The 12,598-nt window shown below is 69.4% G+C and carries 13 protein-coding genes, 1 tRNA gene and 1 pseudogene; 8 read left to right on the top strand and 7 right to left on the bottom strand.

Features of this window, described 5'->3' with window-relative positions:
• Positions 1–5 precede the first annotated feature (5 nt).
• Positions 6–887, top strand: a complete 882-nt coding sequence (locus BU197_RS31325) for a TetR/AcrR family transcriptional regulator (protein WP_317452017.1) — start codon at positions 6–8, stop codon at positions 885–887.
• Positions 888–1,116: 229 nt separating this feature from the next.
• Here the strand turns inward: BU197_RS31325 and BU197_RS13280 are convergent, their stop codons facing one another.
• Positions 1,117–1,560, bottom strand: coding sequence for a hypothetical protein (locus BU197_RS13280; RefSeq protein ID WP_188268451.1), 444 nt, complete (start codon positions 1,558–1,560; stop codon positions 1,117–1,119).
• Between the two features lie 54 nt (positions 1,561–1,614).
• On the opposite strand from BU197_RS13280, the pseudogene BU197_RS13285 reads away from it, so the two are divergent.
• Positions 1,615–1,791, top strand: a pseudogene (locus BU197_RS13285) (NUDIX hydrolase); the annotation flags it as partial.
• Between the two features lie 268 nt (positions 1,792–2,059).
• Here BU197_RS13285 and BU197_RS13290 read toward each other — a convergent pair.
• On the bottom strand, positions 2,060–2,683 hold the full coding sequence (locus tag BU197_RS13290; protein WP_188268452.1) for a hypothetical protein: 624 nt from the start codon (positions 2,681–2,683) through the stop codon (positions 2,060–2,062).
• A gap of 222 nt (positions 2,684–2,905) precedes the next feature.
• On the opposite strand from BU197_RS13290, the gene BU197_RS13295 reads away from it, so the two are divergent.
• A complete protein-coding gene (locus BU197_RS13295; RefSeq protein WP_188268453.1) occupies positions 2,906–3,439 on the top strand; it encodes an NUDIX hydrolase in 534 nt (177 codons plus the stop codon).
• Here the strand turns inward: BU197_RS13295 and BU197_RS13300 are convergent.
• Positions 3,409–4,767 carry a helix-turn-helix domain-containing protein gene (locus BU197_RS13300; RefSeq protein ID WP_188268454.1) on the bottom strand — a complete coding sequence of 453 codons (1,359 nt, stop codon included), beginning with the start codon at positions 4,765–4,767 and terminating at the stop codon, positions 3,409–3,411. The genes BU197_RS13295 and BU197_RS13300 overlap by 31 nt on opposite strands.
• A gap of 436 nt (positions 4,768–5,203) precedes the next feature.
• On the opposite strand from BU197_RS13300, the gene BU197_RS13305 reads away from it, so the two are divergent.
• The 4 genes from BU197_RS13305 (at position 5,204) to BU197_RS13320 (ending at position 7,738) form a co-directional block, all read left to right on the top strand.
• On the top strand, positions 5,204–5,347 hold the full coding sequence (locus tag BU197_RS13305) for a hypothetical protein (RefSeq protein ID WP_188268455.1): 144 nt from the start codon (positions 5,204–5,206) through the stop codon (positions 5,345–5,347).
• A 162-nt stretch (positions 5,348–5,509) separates the two neighbouring features.
• Positions 5,510–5,665 carry a hypothetical protein gene (locus BU197_RS13310; RefSeq protein WP_188268456.1) on the top strand — a complete coding sequence of 52 codons (156 nt, stop codon included), beginning with the start codon at positions 5,510–5,512 and terminating at the stop codon, positions 5,663–5,665.
• A gap of 82 nt (positions 5,666–5,747) precedes the next feature.
• The gene (locus tag BU197_RS13315) at positions 5,748–6,959 is read left to right on the top strand and encodes a JmjC domain-containing protein (protein WP_188268457.1); all 1,212 of its coding nucleotides are present in this window, start codon (positions 5,748–5,750) and stop codon (positions 6,957–6,959) included.
• On the top strand, positions 6,893–7,738 hold the full coding sequence (locus tag BU197_RS13320) for an aldo/keto reductase (protein WP_188268458.1): 846 nt from the start codon (positions 6,893–6,895) through the stop codon (positions 7,736–7,738). Before BU197_RS13315 ends, BU197_RS13320 begins: the two co-directional genes overlap by 67 nt.
• Here the strand turns inward: BU197_RS13320 and BU197_RS13325 are convergent.
• Complete coding sequence (locus tag BU197_RS13325; RefSeq protein ID WP_188268459.1) at positions 7,729–8,586, bottom strand: hypothetical protein; 858 nt, start codon at positions 8,584–8,586, stop codon at positions 7,729–7,731. The genes BU197_RS13320 and BU197_RS13325 overlap by 10 nt on opposite strands.
• Before the next feature lie 263 nt (positions 8,587–8,849).
• Here BU197_RS13325 and BU197_RS13330 point away from each other — a divergent pair, with 263 nt between their 5' ends.
• A complete protein-coding gene (locus BU197_RS13330) occupies positions 8,850–10,199 on the top strand; it encodes a tyrosine-type recombinase/integrase (protein WP_223182463.1) in 1,350 nt (449 codons plus the stop codon).
• 146 nt (positions 10,200–10,345) lie between these two features.
• Here BU197_RS13330 and BU197_RS13335 read toward each other — a convergent pair.
• The 3 genes from BU197_RS13335 to BU197_RS13345 form a co-directional block, all read right to left on the bottom strand.
• Positions 10,346–10,430 (bottom strand) — tRNA-Ser (locus BU197_RS13335).
• A gap of 28 nt (positions 10,431–10,458) precedes the next feature.
• Positions 10,459–11,130 (bottom strand): C39 family peptidase, encoded by a 672-nt coding sequence (locus tag BU197_RS13340; RefSeq protein WP_188268460.1) that lies wholly within the window; start codon positions 11,128–11,130, stop codon positions 10,459–10,461.
• A gap of 345 nt (positions 11,131–11,475) precedes the next feature.
• Positions 11,476–12,598, bottom strand: a 1,123-nt coding sequence (locus BU197_RS13345; protein WP_188268461.1) for a S1C family serine protease, incomplete at its 5' end; no start/stop codon positions are given.

A 12,598-nucleotide genomic window follows, 5' to 3' on the forward strand; every position in this document is an offset into this window, starting at 1 on the left:
AGACCGTGACGACACCACCCCCGGGACTGCGGGAACGCAAGAAGCAGGCGACGCGCGAGGCACTCCGCGAGGCGGCCCTGCGCCTGGCCGTCGAGCGCGGGCCCGACCAGGTGCGGGTCGAGGACATCGCGGCGGCGGCGGGGGTCTCGCCGCGCACCTACAACAACTACTTCGCCAGCCGTGAGCAGGCGATCGTCTCGGCCGTCACGGCGGACCGCGAGGCCCGGATCGCGACGACGGTCGCGTCCCGCCCGCCGGGAGTACGCCTGGCCGACGCCGTCACGGAAGCGGTAGTGGAGCAGTACGCCCCCGCCGAAGCCCCCGACCCCCGCCCCCTCCTGCTGCTCGTGTCCCGGCCCCCGCTGCGGGAGGCATACCTCGCCGCCACGGCCGACATCGAACCCCCGCTCACCCGAGCGATCGCCGCCCGCCTGGGAAACCCCGAAACCCCAACGGCCCGCGTACTGGCGGCAAGCGTGGCGGCGGCGGTCCGCATCGCGCTGGAGGGATGGCTCGCGCGGACGGAGACGACGACCCCAGCGGGATCGATGGACCCGACGGACGGGACGGACGGGACGGACGGGACGGACGGGACGGACGGGACGGCCGGGACGGCCGGAACGGACGGGACAGACCCGGCAGACCCGGCAGACGCGGCAGACCCGGCAGACGCGACGGGCCCGGCGGACTCAGCAGGCCCGGCGGACGCGACGGAACCCGCCGCAAGCCTGATCGGCGGCGGTCTCGTCGTCCCTTCCGGCTCCCTCCCCGACCGCCTCCGCGCCGCCTTGGCCCCGCTCGGGCCCGCGCTCGACGCAGCCGAACGGGACACGGCCGGGCGGGACACGGCCGAACGGGACGCGGCCGGGCGGCACGCGAAGGCATAGAGCCAGCGGGGCGAGGCCGGGCCAACGCGAAAGCCCCTGACGGGACTTGCCGGTCAGGGGCTTTCGGACAGCGCGGTGGGTGTGGGATTTGAACCCACGGTGACTCGCGCCACGACGGTTTTCAAGAGAGTGCTGCGGGAAGCCTCTCGCACATAGCTGACCTGCTCGTTCCCCGCCCTCCGAACCCCTCGCCGCCTTCGGCGGTCCCCATTTGGACTGCTGGGTCGGCTCAATCGCCGGAGAAGCCCCAGAAGTAGATCTCCTGCGGGTCCCCCTGGTCGTCATGGAGCACGGCGCACCGCCCGTACCAACGCCAGTGGTCGAACTCCTCGAACCTCGGCACGTGCGCCCGGGTGAGCTTCCGCGTGCCCAGGACAAGCAGCGCCTCCTCCTCGGTCACCTGCTTCATCGTGGAGTAATCCGGCTCCTCGTCCGGTCCGATGATCCGGAAGATGTCGAGGATCGAATGCGTCCCATCTTGCTGCACGAGCTCGTGCGCCCACAGCTCTTCCTGGGTCTCGGGCCACGGCAGCCGTTCTTCTTCCGGCCTCCACCCGCCGCCTGGGCTCCAGCAGTACTCCCGCTCCTCGAAGACCTTTCGCCTCAGCGCGTCAAACGCCCCGACGAGATCTTCCTGATACGGCACCGCGTAGTCCCACCCCGACGCGCCCATACGGCCCTCCCACCCAGCTCGACCAGAACGGACCGGACGCTAACAGCGGCCACTGACATCCTGATGGTGTGGCGGCACCGCTTCATCACGGACGCCTGGGCGTGGGGGCTGCCCATGGGGCTGGTCGAGGAGGGCGAGACGCCCACGGAGGCAGCCGCCCGGAAGGTCCTGGAGGAGACCGGCTGGCGCCCCGGCCCGATCAAGCCGCTGCTCTACGCCGAACCGGCCAGCTCATGACGAAGGGGTGCCCTGGTCGGGACACCCCTTCTCGTCAACGCCTCCTCCGACTTGCTGCGGTGGGTGTGGGATTTGAACCCACGGTGACTCGCGCCACGACGGTTTTCAAGAGAGTGCTGCGGGAAGCGTCTATCTCGTGGATGACCTGCACGTTCCCCAACCTTCAGGCCCCTTGCGGCGATTGACGGTCCACACCTGGTCCACTGGCCCTGCTCCCCACTCAGCCCGTGCCACCACCCGGGCCGCGAAGCGGCGACCGCCGCTAAGGCGACTCCGGTCGGGACGTGAAGGTCGGAGAGTTTGCGATTGTTGGTGGCCGAAGCTCATGCTGCTGCCCTTGGCCGAACCAGTAGCCGATGATGGCCCCAGCGATCCCAGTGACCGGGGTGACATAGAGGCTGAAGTCCTGCGCAGCAATACCAGCAATCATGGCGACCCAGGGGGAAGCGATGATCGCAAACACCACTGCAACCAACGCCCAGCCACGAACACCCTCCGCACGTCGGACAAGCCCAGACTGCTCGAAGGCCAAATCTGCCCGGTGCTTCCGGTCTGCCAGCTCCACCTCCCAGCGCCGCTCGATCTCACGAAGACGAACCTCGGCGTCGAACTCCTCGGGAGTCTCTGGGCGCTTACCCAGGTGGAACGCCGGCTGACTGTACTCAGCCGCGAGCCGTCGTTTCTCTTCCGTAAGATCGGAAACCTGTTGAGAGAGACTCTCCACTTCGGCACGCTGCGTACTCCACATGCGCATTGACGTTGCGTCGCTCTTGACCAGCAATCGGTACTCAGTGATCCAGTCCTGCTCGGTTTCAGGCATCCGCCCCATTTGCCACAAATGCGTGACCCCATCGAGCTCGAACCCCTCTGGACCCATTTCTGACACGCGCCTCCCCCTCCTCTGGCATGCACCGCCCGTACCGTACAAGCGCGAGGAGGGCCCCTGGCGGAGAATGCACCAAGGACCGCCTTGCCCCGCGTCACGGGCCAAGCAGCGAGGCAGGTGGGGCATCAGCCTATTCGTCACTGTGACGTGAATTTGCCCGAATCTGGCTGTAGTTCAGCCCTGCTCTGCCATGCTGAAGGCCGATCGAGAGGGGCCGCAGAAATGCAGTGGAAGATCCACGGGGAACGTCCGATCTACGAGAACCCATGGGTGAACCTATGGCTCACCGATGTCGAGACGCCGGACGGGCACCGCTGGGAACACCACGTCGTCAAGCTCCGCCACCTGGCCGTGGCCGCTGTCCTCAACGACCGCCAGGAGGTCCTGATGATGTGGCGCCACCGCTTCATCACGGACGCGTGGGCGTGGGAGCTTCCTATGGGCCTCGTGGAAGCGGACGAGACCCCCGGCGAGGCTGCCGCCCGGGAAGTCCTCGAAGAGACCGGCTGGCGTCCGGGCCCGATGAAGCCGCTGATCTACGCCGAACCGGCGAACGGCATCACGGACTCCCAGCACCACCTTTTCCGCGCCGACGGCGCCACGTACGACGGGCCGCCGACCGAGAAGAACGAGTCGGACCGAATCGAGTGGATTCCCCTGGCGAATATCCGGGGCATGATCGACCGCCGCGAGATCGTCAGCAGCGGCTCCCTCGTCGGCCTGCTCTACGTCCTGATGGACGAAGGGGTCCGCTGACCCTGCGGCGGAAGCACCGCTCGTAGGCGTGCCTCGAAGGCGACTGCGGCCGGCACCTCGCGATACGGCGCAAGCTGCTCGTAGAACTCGCGAAGGTGCCCGGTCACCCGCTCGGACGACACAGCCGCGGCGGGCACCAGTGCCTCGATCGCCGTGTGGCACGCCTGGTCGAGCTTGCCCCGCTGGAGCTGCGTACGGGCCAACCAGAAGGCATGGAACGCCCTACCGCGCTGGTTCGCGGGGTCCTCCCGCTCCAGTGCGTCCGCGATCAACGGTTCGGCAATCGCCGCCTCGCCGAGACGGCCGTGCGCGATGCCGGTGTCCACGATGAGCTTCGGCTCGTCGAAGTACGACACCCATGCCGGGTCCGGGTCGTCCGCCTTGATCCGGTCGTACTGACTGTGCGCCTCGGAGATCGCGGTGTGGGTCGCTGTCCGGTCGCCCAAGGTCGCGTGCGCGAACGCCTCACGCATGGCCAGCATGGCCCGAACTCTCGGCGTCGTGCCGATGGCCGCTCGGGCCTGGTCTTGGGCAGCAGACACCAGCGCAAGCGCGTCAGCCGGCTTGTCCTGGTAGGTCGCTTGCAGGCTCATGCACGCCAGCACGTTGGCCATGAACGGGTGGTCGTCAATCTCCCTGGCCAGTTGCAGAGACTCCGAGAAGTACGCGCGGGCCTGGTGGTACTGCCGGGCGTCGAAGTATGTCCACCCGGTCATCCGCGCCAGCTCCGCCGCGATGCCGTACAGGCCGTGCTGGATCGGCGTCGGTCGTTGGTCCTTCAGTAGCCCCTCGACGTATCGCAGCTGGCCGACGACGGCGGGCCGAAGCGTCTCGCCCCCGTGTTCGTCGTCGCGGCGCCAGTAGTCCTCGATCGAAGAACGCAGGGCATGCAGTGTGGATGGGCTCGGGTTGGTCCCGGCCGCCAGGGCCAGGATGCTGTCCACCTCCACGCCCGGTAAGGCTCTGAGGGGCTTCGGCACAGCGGGTAGGTGATCGAGCGCCGGTCTCTCCCGCTCGGGCACGGCCAAGACGGCTGGCGTCTCCCACGTACGACGGGCAAGCCCGAGCATGTGCCCCGGGATGCGCAACCCATCGGCGATCCGCTCGATCACATCCATGTGGACGAGCTGCCGCCGTCCCGCGATCACTTCTCCCACCCGGCTCGGCGTCAGCTCACACTGCCTCGCGATCATCGACGGGTAGATGCCCGCGCGCATCTTCACCAGCCGGAAGACCCTCGCGAAGTCTCGGAGACGGCACGCCTCGATCATCTCGGGCTCGGTGAGCAAGCTCGCTGGGAGTTCCTTCGTGCGACGTGGCTCGGGCATCGGGACACGCTCCGGAGGAGGACTACGGATCGCTTCAGGGTCTCAACCGAACGTGATGTTACCCAAGTTGGGTAATCCGCTGGACCTTTCTGGCCATGCCCCCCGCTGACGATCCTTCTGCACATGGCGAAGCGACACAGGACGACCGCCTTGGAGACACGCGGTGGCACTCCTGACTCAGAGCGACCGACCCATGGGGAGACCCCGGACCTGGGCGCCGAACCCCGTGTCTTGATGAGCCTCCGGGTCTCGCGGGATTCGGGCCGGACGTGGATGCGGAGCACGCGGGTTCTGGAGGGGGAGCCGTTCGACATCCTCTCCGACCCCGGCCGCTATCCCCCGTGCGAGTGCCCTCGCTGTGGCGGTCCGTCCTCGTCGGCCCGCACCCTTCGGCCGGCATCCATCACGCCGGGAGCGGCGTAGTGACCGCCTGCCGATGGTGACCCCCTTACAGCGGGATTCCCGGGTACGTAGCCGATCACCGTGGGGCTGGCGCCAACAGTTCGCCGTGCTCCTCTACGCCGCTGCCGTCACCGTCCTGGTGGTCACCCTGGCCATCGCCGGTGATCCCGGCCGCTGACCGGCAACCGGCTTCCGCTCCGAGTCCCGCACTCGCTCGACTCGTGGCCTCGCGCCACCCCTGTCTCCCCACCGGCCCGGAATCAATGGGCTGGTGAGGCACGCCCCATCGGGGCTGGGCCGGCACCCGTCGGCCCTGAACTTCCAGGAAATGGAGACACACATGGCAGCACAGAAGGAAGACCTGCTGATCGGCGTCGAGAGCCTGATCAGGGTCCAGGACCGCTTCACCGCCGCGGCGGCCGAGTCCGACTCCACCGGTACCTCGGCGGGCGACGACGGCGAGAACCGCGACGGCCTGAACCTCCCGCAGGAGTAGTACCCACCCGCACCAACCGGGGGCCCGCCATCCACGACGGGCCCCCGGGCCCGCACGCCCATGACGCCGACCGGAGGAACACGTGGACCACCACTTCGTCACCGCGCTGGAAAAGGCCCTCGGCTGGAACGGGCCCGGTGAACTCGGAGCCGGTTTCGCCCGAGGAGCGATCAAGGACCTTGATCTGCTCGATCGCCTGCTGAACCCCAGGAAGCTGCTCGACCTGGTGATGCGTCGCAGCGTCACCACGCCCCAGTTCCGCATCTTCCAGGACGGGGCCGAACTGCACCCCGGCCGCTACATCCAGCCCTCCGTCACCCGGCGGGGACAGGCCATCCCCATGGCCGACATGCGCCGCGTCGGCGGACTGATGCGCGAGGGCTGCACCATGGTCCTGGACGAGGTCGACTTCTTCGACCCGGCCATGGAAGCCACCTGCCGCGCTCTCCAGTGGTGGGTCCGCGAGCTGGTGCAGGTGAACGCCTACCTGACCACCCAGGACGCCAGTGGCTTCAAGCTCCACTGGGACGACCACGACACCCTGATCGTCCAGCTCGCCGGCCGAAAGAGCTGGGAAGTCCGCGGCACCTCGCGCAAGGTTCCGATGTACCGCGACTCCGCCCCCAACGCCGAGCCCAGCGAGGAAATCGTCTGGCAGGGCGTCATGGAGCCCGGCGACGTGATGCACATCCCGCGCGGCTTCTGGCACCAGGCCACCCGCGACGACCAAGGCGACGGCTACAGCCTCCACGCCACCTTCGGCATCGTGAAGCGCGTCGGCGTGAACTGGCTGGCCTGGCTCGCCGACCAGGCCCGCACGCAGGAGCTGTTCCGGTACGACCTGGGTCGTTGGAACGCCCCCGGCCAGTGGGAGGGACAGCAGCGGCTCCTGACCGACGCCGTCGCCGAGCTGGCTACGAAGCTGACTCCGCAGGACTTCTTCGATGCCCGCGAGCGGGAACGCCTGGCCGCCCGGCACGTCCCGGCCACCGGCCTGTTCGGCAAGCCCACGGCCGTCGTGTGCGTCACCGACTTCGAGCCCGTGATCGAGCAGCATCACGACACCGTGGACGTGCTCGCTGCGGGCAGGAAGCTCACGTTCGCCGGTAAGGCGTACCCCGCCCTGGCCCTCCTGCTGAGCGGCCACCCCGTCGACATCGCCGACGCCGCCGAGAAGACCGGCGTAGACGTGGATCAGCTCGCCGAGATCCTGCTGAAGGAGGAACTGTGCACGGAGCTGACCCCCGCCTTGTCCTCGGCCTACACCGGTCTCGTCACCACCGCGACATCCTGACGGCCGCACTCGACCTCGGCGTCACCGCCCTGGACACTGCGGCTCCCTACCTCGGCTTCCGCTCACACGCGGTATTGGCGGAGACGGCCGCCGATCTACTGCCGAGGTTCACCCTCTCCACGAAGGTCGGCTTCTTCCCGAGCGCCGGAGGCGCTGAGCACTCCCTCGATCCGGTCCGGCTGCGACTGGCCGTCGAGCGGGCGGCCAAGGAACTCGGCAGGGAACCTGACACCGTGTTCCTCCACAACCCCGAACGGAGCCTTGCGGGCCTATCTCCTGCCGATGGCCACGCCCTCCTCGGCAATGCCTGCACCGCCCTGGCCGACGCCGCCCGCGACGGTCTGTGCCGCGCTTGGGGTGTGGCCTCCTGGGATACGCAGTCGCTCGGCATGGTCCGCGTGGAGGACCTCCCGGCTCCGGACATCCTCATGGTCCGGGCCGGTCTCCTCGTGGGCATCGACCTCCTCGATGCCACTACCGTGCTGCGCACCGCCTGGGAGGCGGGCGAGACCTGGGGCATGAGCCCCTTCGGTGGTGGCCACAGGCAGGTGTGGGAGGACTTCGACCCGCGCCCGTTCCTCCGACCGCCCCACGATGGTTTGTCCCGCGTGCAGGCGGCGTTCCGGACCGCATTCCACCTGCCCAGCGCCTCTGCGGTGGCGGTCGGCACTGACGACCCTGGACACCTGGTCCAGTTGGTCCAGGCCCTGGGCGCGGAGGTGGACACCGCCACCGTCAGTCAGTACCTACGCGCCCTCCACGGGCTCCGTCAGAGCTGAAGCTCGGCCACCAGACGCTCGGCCTCCTTCCGGGCCGGCGCCAGCAGCGGATCCTCCTCGTACGCGTACGGTCCGACGATCTTCGACAGGAAGAACAGCGACATCAGCTTGCCGTCCCGACTCTCCAAGTCCGCACGCCGCTCCTGGCGGACGCGGTCAGCGAGTCCCGGGACGGCAAGCGCGTTGCCCCACAGCGTTGCGGCGTCCAGACCCCGGGGCGCCATGCCCCAGTCCTCCCAGTCGATGAGCGAGAACTCCGGTCCCATCACGTTGGCCCACGTCAGATCCGCATGAGCCGGCGCCCACCGCTCGATCCGCGTATCGGCCACCCCGGGGAAGATCGCCCCGAGGGTCTGGGTCACCTGCTCCTGCGTGATCGTCACCGTGTCGGGCGTCGCGATCCGCGGTGTCTGCTGTGAGGCAAGCGCGTCCAGGGAGACGTTCAGTGCATCCCACCACTCGTCCGGCAGGCCCGGGTCTTCGAGCACCAGGGCGCCCTTGCCGACAGATGACGATGCGATCAGCTCCAGCTCATCCGCGCGCCACATCACCGGCTCGCCCGGCTCGCGCCACGCCAGGCCCTGGTACCACTCAGGCATCGCGACCCCTTGCAGCACGGCAGCGGCCTCGGTCCCGTTCCACCCTTGCGGGCCAATCCGCTCGAATCCCCGCCGCTCGATCCGCACCCACGTGCCCCGCCCCGTACGGCCTCCCAAGGAACGGCGCTTGCGTACGAGCGTCTGCCGATCCAGCCGCACGTGAAGGGCCTCTTCTACGCGCTCCAGCACGTCTTCCACCGGCTGACGGCGCAGATCCACCTGGGCAGCAACGGGCAGGGATCCATTCATCACGACCTCCTCGGCGAACGGATGACCGTAGCAGGAAGGGGCTCTGCAACACGATTGGTTCGTCAACTCAGAGCCCATCAACTTCCGTCTCTTCGTTGGCCGTTGCAAGGACGGCCCCCGCCTCGCCCACGCCGGTGGTCGGAGCGGCTTTGGCCGGTGTCCTGTTCGGGTTGGGGTCGGGCATGTTCAGGGGGCCTTACGCTGTCCGGCAACTCGGGCAGGCTTTGATCCTGCCCGGAATTTGATCGAGTGGCCCCCTGGACTTGCCCGACGCGGGCCCCGGGCCGTTTGAGCTGCGGTGGCGGGTCGGCGCGCGGCCCCACTCCCGGAGCTTCAAACTCAAGCCGCAGGCGGACGGACGGCGGTCCGAACTGCTCGCGGCGCTGCGCAACCGCGAGCAGTTCGACGAGGAGACCGGCATCCCGGCCTCCGAGCTGGCAGAGCTGACCACGCCCACCTGGTACGAGCACGTCACCGCGTACGTGCTCATGAAGTGGCCGAAGGCGGCGGCCAAGCACCGCGCGAGCATCGCCGAGACGCTGGCCACCATCACGCCGGTGTTCGCGTCCAGCTCGCGAGGGGCCCCGAAGCCCCCCGTGCTGCGGAAGGCGCTCTACGGCTGGGCCTTCCGCGCGGTACGGGACGAGGAAGGCACCTTGCGGCTGCGGCACCAGGTCGAAGAGCCGCCGGCCGACGTCGCCGCCGCACTCGCCTGGATCGCCGAGCACACGTACAAGATGACAGAGGTCGCCCGATCGGACCGGCTGCGGACCGCCCTGGACGCCATCTCCGTGAAGCTCGACGGGAACCCCGCCGCCGACAACACGGTGAACCGCAAGCGCATGGTGCTGAGCAACGTGCTGCGGTACGCCGTAGAGCGAGCGATCCTGCCCGCGAACCCCCTGGGTGGGGTGGACTGGACGGCCCCGACGACGGACGACGAGGTCGACTTCCGGTACGTCCCCAACCCGAAGCAGGCCGCCTCCCTCATCGAGTCCGTGCGGCAGACCAGCGAGCGAGGAGAGCATCTGGCCGCGTTCTTCGGGTGCCTCTACTACGCCGCCATGCGCCCCTCGGAGATCGCGGCTCTGCGCGACGCGGACTGCACGCTGCCGGAGACCGGATGGGGCGAGCTGGTTCTCGCTGGCAGTCGCCCCGAGGTCGGCTCCGGCTGGACGGACGACGGGAAGTCGTACGACGAGCGGGGCCTGAAGCGGCGAGCGCGGAAGGCCACCCGTCCCGTGCCCATCCCCCCGGTCCTCACGGCGATGCTCCGCGAGCACAAGGAGCGGTATGGGGTGGCGGCCGACGGCACGCTGTTCCGGGCCGCCGAGGGGGGTCGCGTCAACTCCACGGAGTACTGCGCGATCTGGGACGCCGCCCGGCTCAAGGCACTCTCGGCGCGGGAGGCTGAGACACCCCTCGCGGACGTGCCGTACTCCCTCCGCCATGCCGGGGTGTCCCTCTGGATCAATTCCGGCGTGGACCCGGTGGAGGTCGCCCGGCGGGCCGGGCACAGTCTCACGGTCCTCTTCCGGTTCTACGCCAAGATCCTTCGGGGGCAGCAGGACAAGGCGAACGCCCTCATCGAGCAGGGACTCAACGGCGGCTGAGCCCGCGATCCTGGCCCACACATGGCCCACACGTACTGGTCAGGACCGGGATACGGGCGATTCAGGGTGAGACAAGAGTGCACGCGGAGGGCGGGCCCTGTACCCCGGGGCCCGCCCTCTGACCTGCCAACTCTCTGACCTGCAAGCGGTGGGTGTGGGATTTGAACCCACGGTGACTCGCGCCACGACGGTTTTCAAGACCGTTCCCTTAGGCCGCTCGGGCAACCCACCTCTGCCCGTCCCGCCTGGGGCAGGGCGGCTACAGCCTACCGGCCCTGTCGGTGGTGCGGGGGCCTCGGTCCGTGCCGGGGGCGCCGAGTACCACGCCGCGTTCGGCGTAGAAGCGCTCGAACTCGGGCCACGGGACCCGGGCGAACTCCTGCGACAGGCCGTGGAAGCCCGAGGGGTTGTGGATGATCACGTGGTCCTCGGTGGCTCCGACGGCCAGGACCAAGTGCCCTCCCCGCGCCGGGGGTACGAGGTGCGGCTCCCTGATGGAGGGGTGCACCGAGAGGATCGGCAGCCTTCCGGCGGCGAGCAGGGCCGGGATCTCGTCCGCCGGCAGTCGGGGGCGCGACTCGGCGTGAAGGCCCCAGCGGTTCGTCGCGTACGTGGCGAAGGGGGCGTAGATCAGACCGTCCAGCCCGTCCTCGCGCTTCACATAGGCTCCGGCCTCGACGCACTCGGCAGCGAGTTCGAGGGGTGCGGGGGCCGTATCGAGCCAGTACGTGAGCGCCATGCGGAGGCACGCGACGCCGCACAGGCGCCAGGACCACCACTCGTACTCCTCCGGCGTCTTCGCCCCGTATGCGGCCCACAGCGGGTCGTCCGCCGCCCGCAGCCCACCCGAGACGATCTCGCGCACCAGCCGGGGCGACGCCCACTGGGCGAAGTAGGGGACGGAACTGACGATCAGGGAGCCATCGGTCACAGTCCCTCAGTCTGCCGCACGCGCCCGCCGCCCCGCCGGTCGGCCAACGCCGGGGAAACGGCAGCCGGGTCGGCGCGCGAGGGTGGGGTCCGCGAGCCGGAAGGGGCGCCCCCGCTGCGGGTGCGCCCCTTCCGATCGGTACCTCTGCCGTCCGGACGGGCGGTCCACTGTCCGTACGAGCGGTCAGCTGTCCGGACGAGCGGTCGGCTGTCCGCTCGTACGCGCGGAGTCGGCCCTGTCGCGCGTACGCGCTGCTCAGCCGACGTCCGTACGCGCGCTCAGCCGATGCCCGTCCACACGCTCAGCCGCCGTCCGTACGCGCGCTCAGTCGGCGTCCGTACGCCGTCAGCTGTCGCCCGTGCGCTCGCCGAGGACCACCGTCGCCTTGGCCGTCTTGCCGTCGCGCTCGTAGGTGATCTCGACCGAGTCGCCCGGCTTGTGGGTCCAGATCTCGCTGATCAGCGTGGGACCGCTGTCGATCTGGCGGTCGCCGAAGCCCGTGATCACGTCGCCCGCCTTCAGGCCCGCCTTCGCCGCCGGGCCGTCGGGGGAGACCGAGGGCGAGCCGCCGGAGCCCTGCGGGGCGATCATGGCGCCGTCGCCCTTCTGGTTCATGTTCACCGTCGCGCCGATCACCGGATACACCGGCTTGCCCGTCTTGATCAGCTGCTGGGCCACGTTCTTCGCCTGGTTGACCGGGATCGCGAAACCGAGGCCGATCGAGCCCGCCTGCGACTGGCCGAAACCGCTGCTGGTCGACTGGATCGCCGAGTTGATGCCGATCACCGCGCCACTCGCGTCGAGCAGCGGACCGCCCGAGTTGCCCGGGTTGATCGACGCGTCCGTCTGCAACGCGCTCATGTACGAGTTGCTGCCGCCCGCGCCGTCGCCCGAGGCCACCGGGCGGTTCTTGGCGCTGATGATGCCCGTCGTCACCGTGTTGGACAGACCGAACGGGGCGCCGATCGCGATCGTCGAGTCGCCGACCGCCACCTTGTCCGAGTCGCCCAGCGGCAGCGGCTTCAGGCCCTTCGGCGCGTTCGTCAGCTTCAGTACGGCCACGTCGTACCCCTGCGCCCGGCCGACGACCTCCGCGTCGTACGACTTTCCGTCCGGGAACGTCACCGAGAGCGTGCCGCCGTCGGCCGCCGACGCCACCACGTGGTTGTTGGTGACGATGTGGCCCTCCTGGTCGTACACGAAGCCCGTGCCCGTGCCGCCCTCGCCCTGCGGACCGCCGGACTTCGCCTGGATCGTGACCACGCTCGGCAGCGCCTGCGCCGCGACCGCCGCGACCGTGCCCGGCTCCCGCTTGAAGGACGCCGGGGCCTCGCCGGAGGCGACCGTCGTCGAGCGGGAACCGGTGTCGCCCCGCTCCGCCGCCCAGTAGCCGATGCCGCCGCCGACACCGCCCGCGACGAGCACCGCGACGAGGGCCACCGCCACGAGGCCTCCGGTCCGCTTGCGC

This window comes from Streptomyces sp. CBMA291 (assembly GCF_014596525.1).
Classification (GTDB): domain Bacteria; phylum Actinomycetota; class Actinomycetes; order Streptomycetales; family Streptomycetaceae; genus Streptomyces.